The organism is Peptoclostridium litorale DSM 5388, assembly GCF_900141635.1.
Lineage (GTDB): Bacteria > Bacillota > Clostridia > Peptostreptococcales > Peptostreptococcaceae > Peptoclostridium > Peptoclostridium litorale.
Window position 1 is genome coordinate 175,706 of sequence record NZ_FSRH01000005.1, and the last position, 22,865, is coordinate 198,570.

The following is a 22,865-nucleotide window of genomic DNA, read 5'->3' on the forward strand; positions in this document are numbered from 1 at the left end:
AGGCATTCAAACCTTTGTTTGAATGCCTGTTTTAGATTAAGGTGCTATACTCTCCCCGTTTCCGTCTATAAGGGATGGGATTGTCTTTATACTGCTTCTATCTATTTCGGGAAAATCGACAGGAATGTCGAAGTCGTAATACTCGAATCTTCCGGCTGAATTTGAGGTGGAGATTATATCCCCCAATCTGATATTTGTGTTTTGGACTATGTCCATGAATCTGTAGTCGAGCGTTTCCTTGTCTATATAGAATTTGTATTTTACAGCTGCACTCATGTTTGAAACCATTGAAGAAAGCATGGATTTTAACTGGTCTATATCATCTTCAGACACAGAGCTATCATCGGATGCATTTCTAATTCCTGTGTCATAGTATTCAAGTGTTTTGTTTACAAATTCCCTCAAAATTAAATTGAAAGCATCGCTGTCTAAAGAGACATCTATTGAGTAGTACTCCCTTCCATTTATTTTAGTGTCATCGGCAAACCTGGAATACATTCCAAATAGTTTCATCTGATCTCGTGTAAGCGCCTGGCTTCCTACTGAATGCCCACCTGTCATGCTCTGCAGATCCTTTACCAGTGGGTTTATGTCCATTGAAATCCAAAAATCCTCTCCAGGCATTTTCATAAGATATTCCTCTTCGTCAAAATACACTTCGCATGACTGCGTTGTCATTCCTTCAAGTTTTTTCTCCTGCTCCTGCGAAAGAGGAGTTATTGTAGTTGTAGATTTAGAATATATCCTTTGGGGTTTTTCAAATATTCCCTCCTGAATGAGTTCCATTTTAAGGTTTTCGGTTTCTGTGATTGAAATGTCATCTGCAGAAGGAACTGTTGTGATTGTGTCTATATCCATTGAACCTTTGAATTTGTAAGTGTTGTAGCTGGAGAGCTTTTCTGAGCTTTTTTCAAGCATGAGAGCTGCAGAATAGCCTTCTTTTGAAAGGTTTGAGTCGAAATAAGACTTGCAATCCAAATAAATTTCATCTGAATATTCACTGGTGATTAGTGAATTGGGCATGAGCTTTTCGCCGGCTTGAATAAGCCCGTTTTCAACAAGATATGCCACAGAATGAATCGCCCAGGGAGATATTTGATCCTTGTCTTCAAAATCCAGCAGTGAATGGATTTTATCTTCATCCATTTGAAGCGCAAATGATTCCTCGTCCATTGCACGAACCAGCATTACAAGAGCCTGCTCTTTGGTTATATAGTCATCGGGACGGAAACTCTCTCCATAGCCCTGTGCTATCCCATACTTGTTTGCAGCTGCTATATACATAATATCGTTTAAATTGGAAATATCATTGAAGCCCACAGGATAAGAGCTGTCGGGGATTTCAAAATTACTCATTTGAAGAATTTTCTTTGTAAAGTCAACCCTTTTTATAAACCCGTCTTGAGCAAATGAAACTGGAATAAGCATACAGAATGAAAAAATAAATGCTGCAAATTTGTAGAGCGTACTTTTCAAAATAAACACCACCTTTTGCGATAATCGACTTTAAAATTTTATTTTATATTTACCCAATGGAATGGAAATTAAGATTTATTCTGAATGATAAGGCGGTAAAAGTCTAAAATAAGATATTTCTAAACGCGAAAACTTCAAGAATACTCAACGCTGAAATGTTTTTTGAAGTTTTGCGAATGAAAAATTTGAAGTTTTTTTCAAAAAAACGTTTTCACTATTCAGGAATGGGAAGAAATAATGTATAATAAACATACCGGAACTAACTGTAGACATTGAAAATGAGCCTTCGAGGGGAGCGGTGGATATGGAACAAATGATTGAACGCAATGTAATAGATTTCGAAAAGTGGAAAAAAAGAAAAGATACAAAAAAAATCAATGCTGGGATAACTGCAAATGAAAGCACTTCAAATGGGAATGCACACCAAAATGAAAACAGTCATATGTGGATTATGGCCATGGTGTGTATAGTTTGTACCATATTGGCAATTATAAAATAATACATACGGATACATAAAGCCCGCCTAAAAAGCGGGCTTAATATATTTTTGAATAAAATATGTGAATTTTGGTATACATCAAATCAAGAGGGTTTATGTTTTACGGTGGGGTTTGTGTGGAGGGGATTGAATGATAAAAAGTATACTTCTTCCCATAGATGGGTCTGAATTTTGCAAAAGATCATATAAACTTGCTGTGGAGATTGCAAGAAAATATTCAGCTCAAATTACAGTAGTGCACGTTCGCCGCAGATCTATTAAAAGGGATTCAAACCAGGGTTTCTATCAAGGAGCAAATGTAGCCACGATAAGAGACGTTGTAGGCAGCAAGGACGCCTTTAAAATACTGAAAAAGGCAAGGGGATATTTCAGCATGCAGGGAGTTCACGCTGAAACAAAGCTTATAGAAGGTGAACCGGCCCAGGCGATAATTGAATATGCACAAAAAGGGTCATACGACGCAATAATAATGTGCACACACGGCATGGGAGGGTTGAAGCGATTTACTATGGGCAGCATTACAAGTGATGTTGTTATAAATTCAACTGTTCCTGTGCTTGTAGTGCGTTGCAAATCTGGAAAGGTAATAGACATTGAAGAAGAAAGGGCTAAAAGGCTTGAACAAAAAAGTGCGCAGCAATAAAAAACAGCAGGCATAATTGATGCCTGCTGTTTTGAAGTATAAGATATTATTTTCCACAGCATTTTTTATATTTTTTACCGCTGCCACAAGGACAAGGCTCATTCCTGCCTGTCTTGTTTTCGTTTACTACTGTTTTTGTCTTATTGTATTCCTTCTTTATTTGTTTTCTCTCGTCTGCAGAAAGAACTCCGTCCCACTCTGCAAGGTCGAAAAGCCAGTGAGCTTTTGCTTCAAGCATATTGAAGTAAAGCTTTTCGAAGTTGATTTCAAGCTTTACGTCGCTGTCTTCAACAAGCGACTCAAGGTCGATTCTCTCGTTTAGGCTGTCGTTTATACCATCAAGAAAACCTGTAAAAGTCACACTGTCCATGTCAAACTTTTGTGCAACTTCAGATAGCTTACCGCTTACAACTTCGTCTTTGTTTTGAAGAAGGTATTTGTAGTTTTCCATCTCTTTTGGAAGATAGTCATTCCAAAAAGCTTCGTATTCCTTGTCGGAAAGGTTTTCATAGCTGTTGTTCCAAGCTTCAAATAAGTTCATATCATTAAGTCTCCTTATAAACAATGTTTTTGCCAGTTCATTATATCACATATTAACTAGGCGTATAAGCCCAAAAGGTTTAAAAATTTGATTTCAAAACGATTTTATGGGTAAATAATGACTTGTAAATACAAAATGCGAATAAATTTATAATATTAGTGCATTTTGTCAAAATGGTGTTAAAGCAGTCTGTGAATATATGATATAATCAAATAAGGAATTATATAGTACCTGTGATTAGAAGGCGAATTGTTGAGGGTATTATATTGAGCCTAATAAAGATATAATCCAGTGTAGTTTTGCCGGAGCTGCGCTAAGGATAGTTGAAGGAGGGCGTACTAAAAGTGAATAATTCTGATAACATGATGACTATGGAAGAACTTATGGAACAGCAAGAACAGGAAATGAAGAAAATAAAGCCGGGTGAAGTTGTAAAAGGAACTGTAATACTTGTAAATGAAAACGAGGTTATGGTTAATATAGGATACAAGTCAGACGGCATTATAACAAAAAATGAATATTCAAGTGACCCAGATGTTGTACTGACAGAAGAAGTAAAGCCGGACGACGAAATAGAAGTTTATATAGTTAAGCTTAACGACGGAGAAGGAAATGTAATTCTTTCTAAAAAGAGAATAGAAGGCCTTAAGGTTTGGGATGAATTTGAAGCCATGAACGAGCAAGGTGAAATATTCCCGGCTAAAGTCGTAGAAATAGTAAAAGGTGGAGCAATGGCTCTTTTCAAAGGAGTTAAGGGATTTGTGCCAGCTTCTCACATGTCTATGGGATTCACTAAGGATCTTAAAGAATTCATGGGACAGACTCTTGACATGAAGATCATAGAGATCGACAAGAGCAAGAGAAAGCTTGTATTCTCAAGAAAAGAAGTTGAAAAGGCTGAAGTTGACAAGAAGAAGTCGGCGGTTCTTGACTCTCTTGAAAAAGGTGAAGTTAGAAAGGGTCAGGTTAAGAGACTTACTGATTTTGGAGCTTTTGTAGACCTTGGAGGAATAGACGGACTTATACACATATCTGAACTTTCATGGAAGAGAGTTAACAATCCTTCAGAAGTAGTTAAAGAAGGAGACGAGGTAGAGGTATATGTACTAGACTTCGACAAGGAGAAGGAGAGAATATCTCTAAGCCTTAAGAAGATAACTCCAGACCCATGGAGCACAGCTGCTGAAAGATATAATGTTGGAGACATAGTTGAAGGAACAGTTCTTAGACTTCCTGCATTTGGAGCTTTCATAGAGATTGAGCCGGGACTTGACGGATTCTGCCACATATCTCAAATAGACCAAAAGCACATAGCGAAGCCTTCAGATGTACTTGCTGAAGGACAAAAGGTGCAGGTTAAGGTTCTTGAAGTTAAGCCTGAAGAAAAGAGAATAGGCCTTAGCATAAAGGACGCTCAGGGAAAACACGAGGAAGCAACGGAAAGCGTAGAAGAGTACAGTGACGATGCTCCAGTAAATAGCGTTGCCGATGCTGTTGAGGAAGAGTAAAAAATATATAGCACTTACAATATAGAATAAAAAGCCGGCATTTTCTGCCGGCTTTTTATATATGCAGACGGTATTCGATTGAACGCCTACAGGATTTTAATTTGAAAGAGAGGTCTTTATATGTGCTTTGATGAAAACTGCGTATTTTGCAACATATCCCAAAGCGATTATATAGCAGAAAATGAACTCGCCTACGCGGTATGGGACAAAAATCCAGTAAACAAAGGGCATGCCCTTATAATAACAAAAAAACACTATGAAAATTTCTTCAAAATACCACAGGAAGAGGTATGTGCCGTAAGAAGCCTTGCAGACAGGCTTAAGGATATAATAGACAATGAACATTCTCCGGACGGATATAATATTGGCGCAAATATCGGGAAGGCGGCTGGACAGACAGTTTTTCACTTCCACTTCCATGTGATTCCAAGATATCATGATGACAACCTGTGGAGACCGAAAGAAGTGGTTACAGGAGAGCAAATTTTTAACGAGGTGTAATTTGTGAAGAAATTTATATATATGGCAAGGCAGGCAGGTCTTTTGAGGTCAAAGGCAATAATACTGTTCATTTTACTTTTTTTCATGCCCATGGTTGTTTCTGTGTTTATAATTTACAAAAATACTCTTGAAGTGGTAAAGCACGACAAGATACAGCACAGGGAAAAACTTCTTTTGAAGGCCGCAAATAATATAGGGATGAGCCTTACAGATATAAGAAAGCTCACACTTCCAATAAGCGAAAACAGGGGCGTCATAAAAATACTTGGAGATATCGAAAACATAAGTGAGGACAATATTCAAAAGTTTGATGTCTTCATGGATAAAAAATTCGAGGAAGCAAGAAAAGAGATGCCCTATATTGTGGATTACATAATGATTTCAAAAACCGGAAGGTGTTTTTACGGTGACGACGGGCTGAAAATCGATGCGGACGAATTTTTCAAAAGCCGAATATATGAGGATGTGTCAAGTGAAAAGGGCGGGTATCTATGGGCGTTCGACTTTGAAGATACATTCAAAAGGGGAGAATCCCTAGTATTTGTCCAGAAAATATTTTCGGATTCCGGGGCTCTAAGCGGATATTTTGTGACATTTGTGGAAGAAAAGCATTTTGAATATTTGCACAAGGAAATTTTTCCAAGCAGCAAGGGTTCTGTTGTAATATATGATGCAGACTGCAAGAATGTATTCGGCGGCAAGTCATACTATTTTATTGAGGATGAAATCATACGGCTTATAGAATCGGAAGCCTTTTACACGGCATCATTTGTAAACAAGGATAAGAAGGAATACAGCATAGACATAGTCCCAATAAGCGATTTGAAATGGAAAGTAGTCAGCATAATACCTTCTGAAGACCTTGTGCATTCAGAAAGAAGCAGCCTCAATGGGAGTTTTTGGCTTGTCATGGTCATAGTGGTGTTTTCGGGATTTTTCATGCTGTTTTCAACTGCGGCGATATCAAACCTCATGACTGAAAAAGAAATGGTCAATTACAGGCTCAGGCTGACGGACGAGATGAATGAAAAACTCAGGATATACAAGCATGACTTTATGAACCACCTTCAGATAGTAAGAGGTCTTATAGAACTTGGCTGCAGCGAAAGGGCTGAAAGGTATATAGAAAACATATCTTTTGAAGGAAGGCTTATAAATGGGAAATATGAGATAGGGATACCCGAGATAGAATCGACCATATTTGCAAACACAATGGATCTGCAAGAGCACGGAATAGAGCTCAGAGTCAGGACGTCGGGATTCACAGAGGAATTAGATATAGACATATACGATCTTTCCAAAATACTTACCAATCTCATAAAAAATGCAGTATATGCGCTTAAGAACGCAGATGGGGACGAAAAGACTCTTTCGATAATAATAAAGGAAGAGATGGACGAATATGTATTTGAAGTCGTAAACAACACTCCTGTCATAGGGGAGGAGATAAGGGAGCGCATATTTGAAAAGGGCTTTACGACTAATGAGGACAAGGGATGCGGCTTGGGTCTTTATATAGTTAAAAGGCTTGTTGAAAAAAACGGCGGAAGGATGAATCTTGCAGTAGATGAATACGGCAACCACTTCATAGTCGCATTTAAAAAGGCATAAAAAATCATGGACTGAGAAAGTCCATGATTTTTTATGTTTATATCATTCTCCAGATACAGGAGGAGTGTAAACTCTTTTTGCAAGTTCTCTGTCTATCATGAAAATACCTCTGCCGTCCTTGCCCATAAGCTTTACCTGGTTAAGTATTTTTCCTACATTTTCTTCCTCTTCAACCTGCTCATCTATGAACCAATTTAGGAAAGATATTGTAGCGTGATCTCTTTCGTCAAGGGCTATGTCCATAAGGTCGCTTATCGATTTTGTTATGAACTGCTCATGCTCAAGTGCAGCTTTTATGACGTCTTCCACGCTTTCGTAGTCAGCTTTTGGTTTTGGAAGTTCTTCAAGAGTTACAGTCCCACCAAGTCTGTGTACGAAATCGAATATCCTGTATGCGTGGTCTCTTTCCTCCATAGCCTGAATGTGGAAAAAGTGCGAGAAACCATCTAGGTTGTTGTCTGCAAACCAGGCTTCCATTCCTATGTATATGTAAGAAGAATGGAATTCCTTTTGGATTTGTGAGTTCAGAGCCTCTATTATTTTTTTGTTTGCCATGATTAAGCCTCCTTGAAAAGTTTTTGATTTACTGAGTATATTACACCAATATACTCTAGCTTTATAAATGTAAATATTGGATATGTGTCTACAGTTAACTATATACCCTTGTGTGGTAATGTTAAACAGGCCGCGTGTTTACTCTAAAATATACAGGGGTATAATGGGTGAATATGGTACAGATAAATACAACAGATTCACGGAAATTTTAAATATATAGGGAGTTTGAAAATAAAGCATAAGGGGTGAGCATTTGTGGAAAAAAACATAGTGATAGTAGGCAACGGAGCTGCTGGACATTATGCAGCCGAGACGATAAGAAACAAGGACAAGGAATGTACGGTTACTATGATCTCCAGTGAAAGCCATATGTCTTATTACAGGCCGAGGCTTTCACATTATCTAGGAGAAGAAGAACTGGGGAAAAATTTTTTCTTGAAAGAAGAGAGCTGGTATGAGGAAAATTGTATTGAGGTGATGCTTCAAAATACGGTTGAAAATATAGACGTGGACAAAAAGACCGTAAGGACATCAGGAGGAAAAGTCATACCCTATGATGCGCTAATACTTGCAAGCGGAGGAAATTGTTTTTTGCCGGACATGGAAGGCTCTGACAAGAAAGGAGTCTTTACTCTGAAAACACTTGACGATGCGGTTGAAATAAAGAAGTGGATGGGGAAAAGCCAAAAGGCAGTGATAATAGGAGGCGGTCTTTTAGGCCTTGAAGCCGCAGGTGCCATGAGAAATGTGGGGCTTGACGTTACGATAAACAATGTAACGGACAGGCTCATGTCAAACCAGATATGCAGCGAAACAGGGGCTTTTTTGGGAAACATAGTCAAAGACAAGGGAATAGATGTAATACTTCAAGACACGGCTGTTAAGATAAATGGCGGTGAAAGGGTAGAGTCGGTGGTATTTGAAAGTGGAAAAGAGATCGAAGCGGATATTGTGCTGTTTTCGGTGGGTATAAGGGCGGATCTGAAAATAGCAAAAGATGTGGGAATAGATTGTAAAAGAGGCATATTGGTGGACCGGTGGATGAGAACCAATGTCGAGGATGTATTTGCATGCGGGGATGCTGTCGAAATGGAAGGAAGAGGGTTTGGGAACTGGATATATGCGATGCAGATGGGCAAGATAGCCGGAGCCAATGCTTTAGGCGGAAATGCAGAGTTTAAGGAGAGCATACCTATGATAATGCTCAATTCGTTTGGCACGAGCATAAACTGCATAGGAGAGACTATTCCAAAAGAAGGCTATGAAAGTATAGTCGAGTCAGACTGTGAGAAAAAAAAGTTCAAGAAGTTGTTTTTCAGGGATGGAAAGATTGTGGGCGGTGTGGTGATTGGAGATGTCCAGTCATATCCAAAGATAATGACAGCCATAAACGAGAAAAAGGACATATCCCAGTTTAAAAAAGAAGGCCAGCCGGTATAGATGATTTGGCATTTGGGGGTTACAATTGAATATATAATCAGAGACTAAGGCGGCCGTAGACACATGGCCGCCTTCAACTTTGAAACACTGCTTGAAAACAGTGGTGATAGTATTATATAATTAATAATTAGGGTTTTTATAGATACGAAAAGTATAATTTTTAATTATAAAATGGAGGTATGTTGTATGATGCTTTTGGCAGACAAGTGGAAGGATTACGAGCTTATAGACACGGGAAATGGTGAAAAACTTGAAAGATGGGGGGAATATGTGCTTAGAAGGCCCGACCCTCAGGCTATATGGCCGCTTCCAGAAGATCTTGGAGCCTGGAAAAATCCTCATGGACACTACCACAGAAGCAGCAAGGGTGGCGGCTACTGGGAGTTCAAAAAGAACATGGAGGAGAGCTGGACGATAAACTACAAGGAGATGAAATTCCTTATAAAGCCTACGGGATTCAAGCATACGGGACTTTTCCCGGAGCAGTCTTCAAACTGGGACTGGATGATGGATAAGATATCAAACGCCCAAAGACCTGTAAAGGTGCTTAACCTGTTTGCATATACGGGGGGAGCTACCGTAGCCTGCGCCTGCGCCGGAGCTGAAGAAGTATGCCATGTGGACGCATCGAAGGGAATGGTTTCTTGGGCGAAGGAAAACATAGAGCTTTCAGGCCTTTCAGACAGAAAGGTAAGATTCATAGTGGACGATGTAATTAAATTTGTAAAAAGAGAAATCAGAAGGGGTAAAAAATACGATGCCATAATAATGGACCCTCCTTCATATGGAAGAGGACCTAAGGGAGAGACGTGGAAGATAGAAGACGAGCTTTACCCTCTTGTTGAGCTTTGCATGCAGGTTCTTTCTGATAATCCTCTTTTCTTCCTTATAAATTCATATACGTCGGGTTTTTCGCCTTATGTTGCTGAAAACATACTAAGACTTACTATGGGCAGAAGATATATGGGGGATATATATTCTGGAGAGGTTGGAATCCCGACTGCAAGGGAGAATGTAGTTCTTCCGTGCGGAATATTTGCAAGATGGGAGCAGAAGTAGTGAACCTTGAAGTCATATACGAGGACAATCACATAATAGTGGTCAAAAAGCCTCCAAATGTGCTCACTCAGGGAGACAGCACAGGGGACAAGGACATGCTTTCCATAGTGAAAGACTATATAAAGGAAAAGTACAACAAGCCGGGTGCTGTGTACATTGGCCTTGTACACAGGCTGGACAGGCCCGTAGGAGGCCTTATGGTGTTTGCAAGGACATCGAAGGCGGCGTCGAGGCTTTCGGAGCAAGTCAGGAGCAGAAGCTTTAAAAAGGGGTATATGGCGGTCTTGAGGGGATGTCCAGATGAAAAGGCATCAAGGCTTGAAGACTACCTTCTAAAGGACAAGAAGACGAATACTGTAAGCGTGGTTGGGCCTTTAAGCGAAGGCGCAAAAAAGGCGGCTTTGGAATATGATGTGGTGCAGTGTGAAAAGGGCCTTAGCCTTGTGAAAATAAAGCTTGAGACAGGAAGGCCCCACCAGATAAGGGTTCAGTTCTCAAGCAGGGGTACTCCTTTGTTTGGAGACCAAAGATACGGCAAGGATGTTAATAAAAAGGGCGAGCAGATTGCGCTCTGGTCTTATTATATAAGATTGACTCACCCTACGCTTAAAGAGGAAATGGAGTTTTATTTGAATCCTCCAGGGGATGTTTTCCCATGGAATATTTTTGAAATATAATTTGACAATATATTTTTGGACATGAAAATACGGTGCCTGACCAGGCACCGTATTTTTCACTATATTATACTATTGATTTTGCAGAAGAAGATATATTTGATTCATCTGCTTTTTTGATTCCATCGACTATAACGGCGCATGATGCGTCTCCCGTTATGTTCACTGCGGTTCTTAGCATGTCGAAAAGCCTGTCCACTCCAAACAGCAGAGGAAGTCCGACCACGGGAATGTTTGCCGAAAGCAGCACAGCAACTACCAGCAGTGTAGGTCCCGGAACGCCGGCCTGTCCTATAGACCCAAGTGTAGCCGTCAGTATTATTGCAATGTACTCAGTCACTCCAAGCTGTATTCCAAACATTTGAGAAAAGAACATCGCCACAAGAGCGTAATATATTGCGTTTCCGTCCATGTTTATTGTGGCTCCAAGGGGAAGTACAAATGATGCGGTTTCATTTGAAACCCCGAGGTCATCTTCGCAGACCTCAAAAGTCACAGGAAGAGTTCCCATTGAAGATGCTGTGGAAAGTGCTACAACCTGAGCTTTTTTTATTTTTGATATGAATTTTATTGGAGAAGTCGAAGACATCAGTTTTACAATAAGAGGATATACCCCGAATGTTTGAATTGCCAGAGCGACTATATATACTCCCAGAAGCTTGGCAACCAGAGCAAGTGTTCCATAACCGAATGTTCCAACGGCATCGGACATAAGTCCGAATACCCCTATGGGGGCAATTAGCATGACTTTTCCTATCATCCATATAAGTGCCTCGGTTATATTGCTGAATATCTCCATGAGATTTTCTTTTTTGTTTTTTTCAAGAGTAGACACCCCAAATCCGAAAAACAGGCTGAAAAACAGCACCTGGAGTATGTTGCCTTCAAGAAGTGCAGAAAAAGGGTTTACTGGTATTACTCCCTTTATTGTAGCCCAAAAGCCGGGAGTTCCTCCCCTGTCTGCAAACTCATTTGAAAACATTCCCTTTATGGCTTCGACGTCAAGCCCTATGCCTGGTTTGAATATTGCACCGAAGGCAAGTCCGAGGGCAACGGCAACCGCAGTTGTTGCCATGTAGAATGTAAATGTTGCTACTCCGATCTTACCGGCAGACTTTGTATTACCCAAAGACGCGGCTCCCGAGATTATTGACACTGTTACAAGTGGTATTACAAGCATTTTGATAAGCTGCATGAAAATGTCTCCAAGTGGAGCAAACACTGCAGCCTTTTCTCCCAAAAGTACACCGGCTGCTATACCCAGTATCATAGCCATTATTATCTGGTTTGCCGTGTTTGAGAAAAAACTATTTTTCTTCATAAAAATCCTCCTTAAAAAATACTGATTGTAATAAAATAAAGCATTAGTGCCTTTATATTGTATAATAATATGTAAACTGATAGAATAGCTAAAACAATATTTTTTTATGTAAATAATATTGTTTACGTGTGCGAAGCGGAAATGCACAAGAAGTTTTGTTCTTGCTGGAGAAACGCGTGGACTTGCACTATATACAGTTCTACAAATTATTTTTTACAGGAGGCATAAATGAACTACTACAATGGTTTTTATATAGAGAAGCCTGTTGGAAACAACATGTTTTCATATGAGCAGAGAAGTCAAAAGAGGATATATGTGCCTGCGCTTTTAGGTAGCAGCCTTGAAGACCTTCAAATTTCAGATGAATATTGCTTTTGCGAATGCCTTGAAGGCGAGGAGATATGCTGCAGCGGTCTTGAAAAGTTCATAGAGCTGAAAAGAGAGCGAAATACGGCATATATATTCGATAATCACAATCATGCGCTGTATTTCTGGGTGGACGCCTTGGAAAAGGGAATGTTTGAAAAGGGAATTAAGCTCGTACACATAGACCAACACAAGGACATGAGAGAGCCGGATCGTTATATAGAGTCTCTTGACAAAAAAGACATATTTGAATACACGAATTATGTGCTCAATGTGGGCAATTTCATAAAGCCTGCTCTTGAAATGGGGATTTTCAGCGAAGTCATTATAATAGACAGCGAATATGGATTCAATGAAAAGACCAGGGACATAGAGGGGGATTTTGTACTGGACATAGACGTTGATATATTCTCGAAGGACATGGATTATATTGACTTTGACCTTAGAATGGACTGCATAAAAGAACTTGCCCAAAAAGCCAAGGCCATTACAATAGCCACAAGCCCGTATTTCATAGAACAGGGGTATGCGATAGAGCTTGTAAAAGAGATGATGGGTGAATATATAAAATAAAGAATGGGAGCTGAATTTACCTTCAGCTCCCATTCTTTATTTTTTCACCCTTTTGACTTGGGAATATAGGGCCGTATGCAACGCAGTTTTCATCCCATTTTCAGAGGAATATTCGAAGTCGTGTTTTACAAGGCTCTTTTCGATATATTTTATGATATTGACAATAAAGAGTTACTTATGTAAGCGCCAACAGAGTTTGAATAAAAATGTATTGGCGCGTATAAGATTTCAAAGTGAAATTGTGGGTATTAAAGGAAAAAGAGGAAAGGAGTGTTCAAATTGAGATACCAAAAGAATATAGGTGCCATAAGCAGGCAGGAGCAGGAAATCATAAGAAGGAAAAAAATAATGGTTGTAGGCTGCGGATCCATAGGAGGATTTGTAATAGAAGGATTTGCAAGAATGGGAATTGGAAGAATGATGGTTGTGGACAATGAAATATTCGAACAGACAAATCTCAACAGACAGCCTTTCTCCACTGAAAAAAATATTGGCAAGGAAAAAGTATATGTTGCAAGAGAGCGGGTTAAGGATATAAATTCAAACGTGCTGTTTAGCGGAATAAATGACGACATAAGGAATGTAAAAATCGAGGGAGTGGACATAATAATAGACTGCAGCAATAGTATAGACACTAAGTCTTTTTTGAAAAAACTCTCAGATGACACGGATACGATGCTCATAAGCGGAGCCATAGGCGGATGGAAGGGCGCTGTGTGCATAAGCAGGCCTTCGGGAGAAATATTTGAAAAAACGTATATACATGAAGTAGAAAAACTTCAGAGTGAGGGTTCATTGACCTATTTCAGCGCAGGATTCATAGGATCGGCAATTATTTCGCAGGGAGTGAGAATGCTTTTGGAGAGAGAGGGAAGCAAAGAAGAAAGATTATATAAATTTGACTTTGAAAATTTGAATGGATAGGCATGGCGGACAATAAAAAAATTAATAATAAAGACATTCGTAATAAGAAGAATTTTTAATTAATTTGTATTTTTTTGACATATAATACAAGCCTAAGCCGTGTAGAGGTATTGAAAAATAAAGGTTTTCTAATTTTTAAAAATGTATTGACAGTATAGTTAAATCTATGTAAAATATAAGGTTTGATGATTTGACAAAAGTAAAGGATTGTGGTATTATGTAAACATAAAGTAATTGAGGAAGGTGATTTTGTTGGCTACAAAAAATACTTTGGACAGGATCAGAAAAGATATTGAAAAGCACCTTGGCAAGAAAATACTCCTTAGAGCTAACAAGGGAAGAAAAAAGATAGTAGTTAAAGAAGGAGTAATCGAAAACACCTATCCCAGCATATTTATAGTAAAGATAGATGATGAATATAATAATACAACGAGAGTATCATATAGCTATTCGGATGTACTAACATCCACCGTAAAACTTGAAATAGGAATTGACGGAGAACTTGCTGGAATGCCAAGCTAAATTGGAAAAGCCGCCTTTGATTGGGCGGCTTTTTGAATTCTCTAAAAAAGTGAAGGCATATGCAAATGTCTTTGTATTTTCTTTGTAATTTATAGTATAATATATTGTGTATATAGTATGTAGTCTTCAAGATTCATTTTTGTCAATATTAATACATAAGGCAAGCATACTTGTCATATGTTATTTTTATGCCATTTTGAGGAGGTTTTTAATGGGTATAAAATTAAAGTCAAAAGCTAAGATAAACCTCTCTATTGATGTTTTAGGGAAAATGGAAGATGGATACCACAATGTGGAGATGGTTATGCAGACCATAGGACTCCATGACATCCTCACAATCGAGGAAAACCTTTCAGGAGAGATAACCATAAAAAGCGACACGTCAAATATACCATGTGATGAAAGAAATATAGCCTACAAGGCAGCCAGGCTTATGAAAGAGTTCATAGGAACAGACAGGGGAGCACATATATATATTCAAAAAAGAATTCCGGTTGGAGCGGGAATGGCTGGAGGAAGTTCAAATGCCGCTGCAGTGCTTACGGGGCTAAATAGAATTTGGAAAGCGGGTCTTAGTGAAAATGACCTTATGGACATGGGAGTAAAGCTAGGGGCTGATGTTCCATTTTGCATAAAGGGTGGAACTATGCTTGCCCAGGGAATAGGTGAAAAACTTACCCCTATAAAAAAATCCTGTGACTTTTGGGTTGTAGTTTGCAAACCTAATTTTTCGATATCGACTGTTGAAGTTTATAAAAATCTCGACATTTCAGAGATATCAGAAAGACCGGATACAAACAAAGTGATTGAATATATTGAAAATGGAGATATAAAATCATTAGCAGGTTCAATGGTAAACGTGCTTGAGCAAGTAAGTGAAAAGAGGTATTCGGTCATATCGCATATAAAGGAAAAAATGATGCACCAAAAGGCTTTGGGTAGTATTATGACGGGAAGTGGGCCTACAGTTTTTGGAATTTTTAAAAATTTTGATGATGCACATAAAGCCGAGGCTAAGCTCAAAAGCTTATGGGACCAGACATATTTAACGAAAACTGAAGACGAGGGAGTTGAAGTGTATGAAGGGTAAGATAGGAAATCTCAAACTTGAAAACTATAAGCCTCTTAGAGATATAGTGTTTGAACATTTGAGAGAGGCGATACTGACGGGCAAGCTTGAACCGTCCACAAGACTTATGGAGGTGCAGCTTGCCGAGGAACTGGGGGTAAGCAGGACGCCTGTAAGGGAGGCCATAAGAAAGCTTGAGCTTGAGGGTCTCGTCGAGATGATCCCTAGAAAAGGGGCTTATGTTGCAGATGTGTCTGTTAAAGATGTAGAGGAAGTTTTGGAAATAAGAACAGGACTTGAGGGTTTTGCGTCAATGCTGGCGGCGCAGAGAATGAACAGGGAAGAAATAGAAGAACTTAAGAGAATACTTGAAATATTTAAAGAGGCATATGATGAAAATAATTCCGAAAAGATGGTTGAGGCTGACATAGCATTCCATGAGGTCATATTCAAAGCGACAATGAACAAAAAGCTTATGCAGATAAACAACTCACTCAGAGAACAGGTATACAGATTCAGGAGAATGTATATAGTTGAATACCACAGGTCTGAAAACCTTATATATGAACACGAGGATATAATAAGGGCCATAGAAAAGAGAGACACCGAACTTGCAATGAAAAATGCTATGAAGCACATAAAGCTTCAGCAGGAGTTCATAGTGGAACAGACAAAGGCCAAGAAAAACAAGCTTGTATAAAATTCAGACTATTCGAAAAACCAAAATTTTCATTTTGGTTTTTTCTTTTGCAATAATACATGTGAAAATACCGATGCACAGAAGGCGCATTATGTACGGGTCATATATTGAAAATATGCAAAATATGTATAAAATAATTGTTTTACTTGAAAGAAAATAATGTGTAAAATATAATCATATCCATTAAAAAATGAATTATATAAAGATGTATCCTGCAAAAATGTGGAAGGAAGGTGTACGTGTGAATAAAATGAATGTGGCTGTCCTGTTTGGAGGAAAATCCGGAGAGCATGAGGTTTCACTTGAATCTGCAGCTTCAATCTGCAGGGCAATGGACAAGGACAAATATAATATATATATGATAGGGATAACAAAGAATGGAGAGTGGGCTTACTGCAAATGCACTCCAGATGATATGGAATCCGGAAAATGGCTCCAGTTTGAGGTTGAAGGGTCAAATATAAATTTAATACCTTCACAAAGCAGGCCCGCTGGTATAGAATTGGAAAGTGGGGAAATCATAAAAATCGACGCATGTTTCCCTGTGATTCACGGTCCGTTTGGTGAAGATGGAACGCTCCAGGGGATTTTTGAAATGGCGTCAATTCCATATGTAGGATGCAAAGTCTTATCGTCAAGCCTAGCCATGGACAAGGCAATGTTTAAAAAGGTAATGGATTTTGAAGGTATTCCCCAAGTTGATTATGTAAGCGTCAGGGCTTACGAGTTTGAAAAAAAAGAGGAAGACGTTATAAAAATGGTTGAAGACATGCTTGACTACCCAGTTTTCACAAAGCCTGCAAACATGGGATCGAGCGTAGGTATATCGAAGGCCTCAGATGCATACGAGCTAGCCAGTGGAATAAGGGAAGCGCTTAAACACGATTCGAAGGTTGTAATAGAACAGGGGATAAACGCAAGAGAGATAGAGGTTGCGGTTTTGGGAAGTGAGACTGTAAGGGCGTCTGTACCGGGAGAGGTGCTGTCCTGCAAGGATTTTTACGACTATGAGGCTAAATATCTTGCAAATAGCTCCAAGACTCTCATACCCGCGCAGCTTGACGAGGATGTCAAATGTGAAATACAGGATATGGCAATAAAGGCATTCAAGGCGATAGACGGTGAAGGCATATCCAGAATAGACTTTTTTATAGAAAAGGATACGAACAGGGTGTATATAAATGAAATAAACACAATGCCTGGGTTTACAAAGATAAGCATGTATCCAAAGCTTTGGGATGCGAGCGGGATGCCCTATACAAAGCTTATAGACGAGCTTATAAGGCTTGCCATTAAAAAATAGACTAGGAATTGAAGAGGTGTAGTTAGTGAAGAATAATCCAATAGGAGTTTTTGATTCAGGCATAGGAGGACTTACTGTACTTAAGGAAATAATGAATGTGCTTCCGTTTGAAGACATAGTGTATTTTGGAGACACGGCGAGAGTGCCTTACGGTTCAAGATCTGCCCAAACCGTTACAAAATACGCCTTCCAATCGATAAATTTTCTCCAGACTAAAGGAGTAAAGGCAATAGTAATTGCATGCAACACGGCCACGGCAAGGAGCCTTTCAATAGTTCAGGAAAAGTATGATATCCCTATAATAGGTGTTATAAATGCGGGAGTTAAGACGGCGCTTGAAGTCACTAAAAACAAAAAGGTAGGGGTAATAGGCACTGAAGGAACAATAGGTTCAAAGGCATATGAGATAGAAATGAAAAAAATATCGAATGATATAACAGTAGTGGGAAAGGCATGCCCACTTTTTGTTCCAATAGCGGAGGAAGGCTGGGCGGATACTGACGTTGCAAGCCTTACAGCACACAAATATCTTGACGATGTCAAAAAAAGCGGAATAGATTCTCTCGTGCTTGGATGCACTCACTACCCGCTTTTGGCCAATACAATACAAAAAACCGTGGGAAGTGATGTGCAGCTTGTAAATCCTGCAAGAGAAACCGCAAAGGACTTAAAGTGCATATTGGAGAAAAAGGGTCTTTTGAATGAAAAAGAAACTGGGCCATACTACGAATATTTTGTTTCTGACGATCCGGCAAAGTTTACAAGTGTCGGGCAGAAATTTTTGAACAGGGATATAGAAAAAATAAATCTTGTTGAAATACAAAAATATTAATGTTAGAATTATCTAGGCTGCAGAATGAATCGTTCTGTAGCTTATTTTGTCTTTTTATTTGGGATGAGGTGGTTTTTTGAATAAGGACGTGGTTATAAAAATAAAGACATCGCAAGTGGACTTGAAAGGGACCGGCGATGACATGGAGCTTGTTACAAAGGGGGAGTTTTATACAAAGGATGACAGCATGTACATAGTATATCAGGAAACTGAGCTTTCTGGAATGGAAGGGACTACTACAATGCTAAAGATATCCGATGACCTTCTTGTAATGAAAAGATATGGGAGCAATACGTCAAAGATGGTGTTTGAAAAGGGGAAGAGGTTCAAAACCAGATACAGGACTTCGCAAGGGGATTTGTCCATGGAAATACTCACTAATTATGTTGACATCAGCATGAATGAAGACGAGAGCAAAATAGACATAGACCTTGTGTACGATATAAACATAGCCGGAATATTCGAAGGCAAGAACAAGATGAACATAAGCATAAGCTAAAACAAAGGATGCAGATAAATTCTGCCTCCTTTATTTTATTTTGAAAAAAGTTTACAATATGTACTATAACTTTGTTATTATTGTATGGAGAATATTTTTAAATAAAAAAATTAAATTAATAAAAAGCAAAGTGGGTATAAAATACTAAGGTTGAATCAGGCGGCCTATTAAAAAAAAGAGGTATAAGAGATGGTTGTAGAAAAGGTAAAAAAGACAATAGAAGACAATGGACTAATAAACAAAGGCGATAGTGTGATAGTGGCCCTTTCGGGAGGTCCAGACTCGATTTGCCTGCTTCGCGTTCTCAATGAAATCAAGGATGAATACGGAATAAAGCTCTATGCAGCACATCTAAACCACAAGATAAGGGGCATGGAAGCTCAAAAAGATGCTGTGTTTTGTGTGAGAACTTGTGACGAAATGGGTATAGTCTGTTTTGTAAAAGCTTATGATGTCCCCGCGTATTCAAAGGAAAATGGTCTGTCCATAGAGGAAGGAGCAAGAAAGCTCAGGTATAACATGTTTTTCGAGCTCAAGGAAAGCCTCGGAGCTCAAAGTATAGCAGTTGCGCATAATCTTGACGACCAGGCTGAAACCGTTTTGATGAGAATGATGAGGGGCAGCGGACTTGAAGGGTTAAAGGGCATGGACTACAGGAGGGCGGACGGCATAATAAGGCCTCTTATAGACGTGACAAGAGATGAGATTGAAAAGCACATAAAGGAGAATGAAATAGACTTTAGAATTGACGAGTCCAATCTTGAAGAGGTATACAGCAGAAACAAGGTAAGGCTCAGCCTAATCCCGTATATCGAAAAAAGCTTCAATCCAAACATAAAAAAGGCCCTTTCCAGAATGAGTAGGCTTTTGGGGGACGACTGCGACTATATAAATTCCAGAGCTGAAGAGAGTTTTGAAAGGCTTTGCAAAAAAAACAGCGACAAGAGCATAAGAATTGATGCAAACGAGCTTTGCAGTCTTCACAGAGCTATCTCGACAAGGCTTGTAAGAATGTCAGTTGAGCACGTTCTTGAGGATATAAAAGGTTTTGAACTGGTGCATGTCGAAGATGTCATGGGTCTTGCAGGGAAAGGGCGAGAAGGTGCGTCAATAGATCTTCCGCGCAATATGGCTGCGCTCAAAAGAGGAAACGATGTCATAGTAGGAATAAGGGATGAGATCCTTCCGAAGGAGAGTAAAAGCGAAAGCTTCAGCTATACTCTTCCGAAAGAAGGCAGTATATTCATAAAAGAAATTGGCATGGAAATTGACTCATCCACCATGCAAAAGAAAGAAGGGAGCAAATTCAAATATGAAAAAGGCTGTATATATTTGGACTTGGACAAAATAGATGGAAAGGTCACGGTAAGAAGCAGAAAAGAAGGTGACAGGATAAGACCTGTAGGTCTTGGAGGAAGCAAAAAGGTCAAGGATATCTTCATAGATATGAAAATAGAAAGAAGTGAAAGGGACAAAATACCTGTAATTTCGGATGGAAAGGGGATAATGTGGATATATGGCTATAGGATAGGTGACGATTACAAGGTTGACGGCAAAACATCCAGTGTAATTAAGATAAGCGCTAGAAAGAGATAGAATTGGTAAATATTGAACTTGAAATATCTTTATGTTAAAATTAACAGGTACAAATATAGGAAGGAGGGCTCGTATTGAAGAAATTTTTCAGGGGAGCAAGTTTTTACTTACTCATATTCATAATAATAGTCTCGATAGTACAATTTCTGAGTAAGCCCACGCAAGAAGTGGTAAATATGGAGTTTTCTCAAGTATATCAACTGTTGGAACAAGAAAAGGTGTCTAAGATACATTTTACAAATGAAATAATAGAAGGAACTGTAAAGGGCACAAATCAAAAGTTTACATCCTATGTTCCTTACCCTGTAAGCAGGGACCAGCTTTCGGAGGTCATATTAAAACAGGTTTCTGAAAGAAAACTTATTGTAAGCGGAGAACCTGAACCGGGGACTCCATGGTTTTTCGAAATACTGCCTTCTGTATTCATGATACTGATATTCGTAGTGTTCTGGTTTGTATTCATGCAGCAGTCACAGGGCGGCGGAAGCAGAGTTATGAATTTTGGAAAGTCAAAGGCAAAGCTGCACAAGGAAAATGAGAAGAACAAGGTTACATTTGCAGATGTTGCAGGCCTTGAAGAGGAAAAGGAAGAACTGCAGGAAGTTGTAGATTTTCTGAAAAGTCCTAAAAAGTATACGGAACTTGGAGCAAGAATACCAAAGGGAATGCTTCTTGTGGGACCACCGGGAACAGGAAAGACTTATCTTTCAAAGGCGGTTGCAGGAGAGGCTGGAGTGCCATTTTTCAGCATAAGTGGTTCTGATTTTGTGGAAATGTTTGTAGGTGTTGGAGCATCGCGTGTAAGGGACCTTTTCGAGCAGGCGAAAAAGAGCGCACCGTGCATAATATTCATAGACGAGATCGACGCTGTTGGAAGAAAAAGAGGAGCCGGACTTGGCGGAGGCCATGACGAAAGGGAGCAGACACTTAATCAGCTGCTTGTTGAAATGGATGGATTTGGAATAAACGAGGGCATAATAATAATGGCTGCAACAAACAGGCCAGACATACTAGACCCTGCTCTTCTTCGTCCGGGAAGATTCGACAGACAAGTGCTTGTCGGTGTACCAGACATAAAGGGAAGAGAAGCTATACTGAAAGTGCACTCAAAAGGGAAGCCGCTTGCGAGTGATGTGGACCTTAAGGTGCTGGCAAGAAGGACTCCTGGATTCACTCCGGCGGATATAGAAAACCTTATGAACGAGGCTGCTCTTTTAACTGCAAGAAGAAAAGAAAAGCACATAAGGATGGAAACTGTAGAAGAGGCCATCACCAAGGTTATAGCTGGACCGGCTAAAAAGTCGAGAGTGATAAGCGAAAAGGAAAAAAGGCTTACGGCTTATCACGAGGCGGGACATGCTGTTGTAGCAACGCTTATGCCGGACACAGACCCGGTACACCAGGTAACTATAATACCTAGGGGAAGAGCCGGAGGATTCACAATGATACTTCCTAAAGAGGAAAAGTATTACGCTACAAAGAGTGAGATGGAAGAGCAACTTATACACCTTTTAGGGGGAAGAGTTGCGGAAAAGCTTGTTCTAAAGGACATATCAACAGGTGCACAAAACGACCTTGAAAGGGTTACGCACATAGCAAAGTCCATGGTTACAAAATATGGTATGAGCGAAAAGCTGGGTTCAATGACTTTTGGGGAAGGTTCAGATGAGGTTTTCCTTGGAAAAGACCTTACTACAAGAAAGAACTACTCGGAAGAGGTTGCATCTGAGATAGACAGAGAGATAAGAAGAATAGTGGACGAGGCCTACGAGAACACTATAACTCTTCTTGAAAAAAATCTTGACAAGCTGCATGATGTTGCAAATGCGCTTCTCAAATTTGAAACTCTCGATGCAGACCAGTTCCAAAAAGCTTTTGATGGAGAGCTTGTTGTCACTGATGAAGAGATTGAAGCGGAAGAGGCTCACGACAGAGCGGTTTCTTCAGGAGTGAATATTGAAAAAGACAATGCGGCGTCACTTGAAAAGGTTGAGGAAATAGCAGAGACAACAATTACAAAAAATGAATAATAATCAAAAGCCGGGGATTCCCGGCTTTTGCAATATGCATTAAAAAAATACTGAAAATACAAAAGGAGTGACATAATGAAGGAGATAAAGCCAGGGGTAAAGGCAAGCCTTGAGAAGCTTGTAAAATATGAAGACACTGCAGCTGCGCTGGGCAATAAAGACGTTGAGGTTTTTGCAACACCAGTTATGGTATCGCTTATGGAGATCACATGTGCACAGGCGCTAGAGCCGTATCTTGAGGAAGGAGAGGGCTCTGTTGGAGTAAGCCTTGAAATAAGGCACATTGCACCGACTCCAGTTGGCATGAAGGTAACATCGAATGCAGAGCTCACAAAGGTTGACGGTGTCAAAATGGAGTTCAAAGTCGAGGTCTTTGATGAAAACGAAAAAGTGGGAGAGGGAATACACAAAAGGGCTGTCATAGACATGGACAAGTTTTTTAAAATGGTTGAAAAAAAGAAAAAGTAGACAAAAAGGCCGAATACATTTTGTATAAGGCCTTTTTTATTTTATAATGATATAGTGACTAATTTGTTTGTATGGAGGAGTAATTTTGCACAGCATAAGGCAAGTAAAGAAAAACAGGCTTATAGCGGCATATGCTATAGCTATTTTTATGATTT

23 protein-coding genes are annotated in these 22,865 nt (G+C 39.4%); 19 read left to right on the plus strand and 4 right to left on the minus strand.

Features of this window, described 5'->3' with window-relative positions:
• Positions 1 to 36: 36 nt before the first annotated feature.
• Positions 37 to 1,476: an S-layer homology domain-containing protein gene (locus BUQ87_RS06555; RefSeq protein WP_038266178.1), complete on the minus strand. Its 1,440-nt coding sequence runs from the start codon at positions 1,474 to 1,476 to the stop codon at positions 37 to 39.
• A 304-nt stretch (positions 1,477 to 1,780) separates the two neighbouring features.
• Here BUQ87_RS06555 and BUQ87_RS06560 point away from each other — a divergent pair, with 304 nt between their 5' ends.
• Together BUQ87_RS06560 and BUQ87_RS06565 are read left to right on the plus strand one after the other, a co-directional pair.
• Entirely contained in the window at positions 1,781 to 1,975 is a 195-nt protein-coding gene (locus BUQ87_RS06560) for a hypothetical protein (RefSeq protein WP_038266180.1), read from the plus strand.
• A 130-nt stretch (positions 1,976 to 2,105) separates the two neighbouring features.
• Complete coding sequence (locus BUQ87_RS06565) at positions 2,106 to 2,618, plus strand: universal stress protein (protein WP_038266184.1); 513 nt, start codon at positions 2,106 to 2,108, stop codon at positions 2,616 to 2,618.
• Positions 2,619 to 2,664: 46 nt separating this feature from the next.
• Here BUQ87_RS06565 and BUQ87_RS06570 read toward each other — a convergent pair whose 3' ends face one another.
• Positions 2,665 to 3,159 (minus strand): SEC-C metal-binding domain-containing protein, encoded by a 495-nt coding sequence (locus tag BUQ87_RS06570; protein WP_038266187.1) that lies wholly within the window; start codon positions 3,157 to 3,159, stop codon positions 2,665 to 2,667.
• 344 nt (positions 3,160 to 3,503) lie between these two features.
• Between BUQ87_RS06570 and rpsA the strand changes: the two genes are divergently transcribed.
• The 3 genes from rpsA to BUQ87_RS06585 all read left to right on the plus strand — a co-directional run bounded on the left by rpsA (position 3,504) and on the right by BUQ87_RS06585 (position 6,779).
• Positions 3,504 to 4,667, plus strand: a complete 1,164-nt coding sequence (gene rpsA, locus BUQ87_RS06575) for a 30S ribosomal protein S1 (protein WP_242943794.1) — start codon at positions 3,504 to 3,506, stop codon at positions 4,665 to 4,667.
• Positions 4,668 to 4,787: 120 nt separating this feature from the next.
• Positions 4,788 to 5,168 (plus strand): HIT family protein, encoded by a 381-nt coding sequence (locus BUQ87_RS06580; RefSeq protein WP_038266192.1) that lies wholly within the window; start codon positions 4,788 to 4,790, stop codon positions 5,166 to 5,168.
• A gap of 3 nt (positions 5,169 to 5,171) precedes the next feature.
• Positions 5,172 to 6,779 (plus strand): ATP-binding protein, encoded by a 1,608-nt coding sequence (locus BUQ87_RS06585; RefSeq protein WP_038266194.1) that lies wholly within the window; start codon positions 5,172 to 5,174, stop codon positions 6,777 to 6,779.
• A 42-nt stretch (positions 6,780 to 6,821) separates the two neighbouring features.
• Here BUQ87_RS06585 and BUQ87_RS06590 read toward each other — a convergent pair whose 3' ends face one another.
• Positions 6,822 to 7,334 carry a ferritin gene (locus BUQ87_RS06590; protein WP_038266197.1) on the minus strand — a complete coding sequence of 171 codons (513 nt, stop codon included), beginning with the start codon at positions 7,332 to 7,334 and terminating at the stop codon, positions 6,822 to 6,824.
• Positions 7,335 to 7,589: 255 nt separating this feature from the next.
• Between BUQ87_RS06590 and BUQ87_RS06595 the strand changes: the two genes are divergently transcribed.
• The 3 genes from BUQ87_RS06595 (at position 7,590) to BUQ87_RS06605 (ending at position 10,510) form a co-directional block, all read left to right on the plus strand.
• Complete coding sequence (locus tag BUQ87_RS06595; RefSeq protein WP_038266200.1) at positions 7,590 to 8,774, plus strand: NAD(P)/FAD-dependent oxidoreductase; 1,185 nt, start codon at positions 7,590 to 7,592, stop codon at positions 8,772 to 8,774.
• 186 nt (positions 8,775 to 8,960) lie between these two features.
• Complete coding sequence (locus BUQ87_RS06600) at positions 8,961 to 9,833, plus strand: class I SAM-dependent methyltransferase (protein WP_143182418.1); 873 nt, start codon at positions 8,961 to 8,963, stop codon at positions 9,831 to 9,833.
• Complete coding sequence (locus BUQ87_RS06605) at positions 9,818 to 10,510, plus strand: RluA family pseudouridine synthase (RefSeq protein ID WP_038266203.1); 693 nt, start codon at positions 9,818 to 9,820, stop codon at positions 10,508 to 10,510. Before BUQ87_RS06600 ends, BUQ87_RS06605 begins: the two co-directional genes overlap by 16 nt.
• A 64-nt stretch (positions 10,511 to 10,574) precedes the next feature.
• On the opposite strand, the gene BUQ87_RS06610 is transcribed toward BUQ87_RS06605, so the two are convergent.
• Positions 10,575 to 11,828, minus strand: a complete 1,254-nt coding sequence (locus tag BUQ87_RS06610; protein ID WP_038266205.1) for a dicarboxylate/amino acid:cation symporter — start codon at positions 11,826 to 11,828, stop codon at positions 10,575 to 10,577.
• Positions 11,829 to 12,056: 228 nt separating this feature from the next.
• Here BUQ87_RS06610 and BUQ87_RS06615 point away from each other — a divergent pair, with 228 nt between their 5' ends.
• From BUQ87_RS06615 to BUQ87_RS06665, 11 genes are all read left to right on the plus strand, one after another.
• Entirely contained in the window at positions 12,057 to 12,767 is a 711-nt protein-coding gene (locus tag BUQ87_RS06615) for a peptide arginase family protein (RefSeq protein WP_038266208.1), read from the plus strand.
• Positions 12,768 to 13,046: 279 nt separating this feature from the next.
• Positions 13,047 to 13,691, plus strand: coding sequence for a HesA/MoeB/ThiF family protein (locus BUQ87_RS06620; RefSeq protein WP_038266211.1), 645 nt, complete (start codon positions 13,047 to 13,049; stop codon positions 13,689 to 13,691).
• Between the two features lie 252 nt (positions 13,692 to 13,943).
• Positions 13,944 to 14,213, plus strand: a complete 270-nt coding sequence (locus BUQ87_RS06625; protein WP_038266213.1) for a Veg family protein — start codon at positions 13,944 to 13,946, stop codon at positions 14,211 to 14,213.
• Between the two features lie 211 nt (positions 14,214 to 14,424).
• A complete protein-coding gene (gene ispE, locus BUQ87_RS06630) occupies positions 14,425 to 15,303 on the plus strand; it encodes a 4-(cytidine 5'-diphospho)-2-C-methyl-D-erythritol kinase (RefSeq protein ID WP_038266214.1) in 879 nt (292 codons plus the stop codon).
• A complete protein-coding gene (locus BUQ87_RS06635; RefSeq protein ID WP_038266217.1) occupies positions 15,293 to 15,982 on the plus strand; it encodes a GntR family transcriptional regulator in 690 nt (229 codons plus the stop codon). Before ispE ends, BUQ87_RS06635 begins: the two co-directional genes overlap by 11 nt.
• 250 nt (positions 15,983 to 16,232) lie before the next feature.
• Entirely contained in the window at positions 16,233 to 17,285 is a 1,053-nt protein-coding gene (locus tag BUQ87_RS06640; protein ID WP_200774448.1) for a D-alanine--D-alanine ligase family protein, read from the plus strand.
• A 25-nt stretch (positions 17,286 to 17,310) separates the two neighbouring features.
• Entirely contained in the window at positions 17,311 to 18,117 is an 807-nt protein-coding gene (murI, locus tag BUQ87_RS06645) for a glutamate racemase (protein WP_038266222.1), read from the plus strand.
• Positions 18,118 to 18,193: 76 nt separating this feature from the next.
• Positions 18,194 to 18,616, plus strand: coding sequence for a YwiB family protein (locus tag BUQ87_RS06650; protein WP_038266224.1), 423 nt, complete (start codon positions 18,194 to 18,196; stop codon positions 18,614 to 18,616).
• Between the two features lie 189 nt (positions 18,617 to 18,805).
• Positions 18,806 to 20,212, plus strand: coding sequence for a tRNA lysidine(34) synthetase TilS (gene tilS, locus BUQ87_RS06655; protein ID WP_038266226.1), 1,407 nt, complete (start codon positions 18,806 to 18,808; stop codon positions 20,210 to 20,212).
• 74 nt (positions 20,213 to 20,286) lie between these two features.
• Positions 20,287 to 22,242 carry an ATP-dependent zinc metalloprotease FtsH gene (gene ftsH, locus BUQ87_RS06660; protein WP_038266227.1) on the plus strand — a complete coding sequence of 652 codons (1,956 nt, stop codon included), beginning with the start codon at positions 20,287 to 20,289 and terminating at the stop codon, positions 22,240 to 22,242.
• A gap of 75 nt (positions 22,243 to 22,317) precedes the next feature.
• Positions 22,318 to 22,710 (plus strand): thioesterase family protein, encoded by a 393-nt coding sequence (locus tag BUQ87_RS06665; RefSeq protein ID WP_038266230.1) that lies wholly within the window; start codon positions 22,318 to 22,320, stop codon positions 22,708 to 22,710.
• The last annotated feature ends 155 nt before the right edge of the window (positions 22,711 to 22,865 follow it).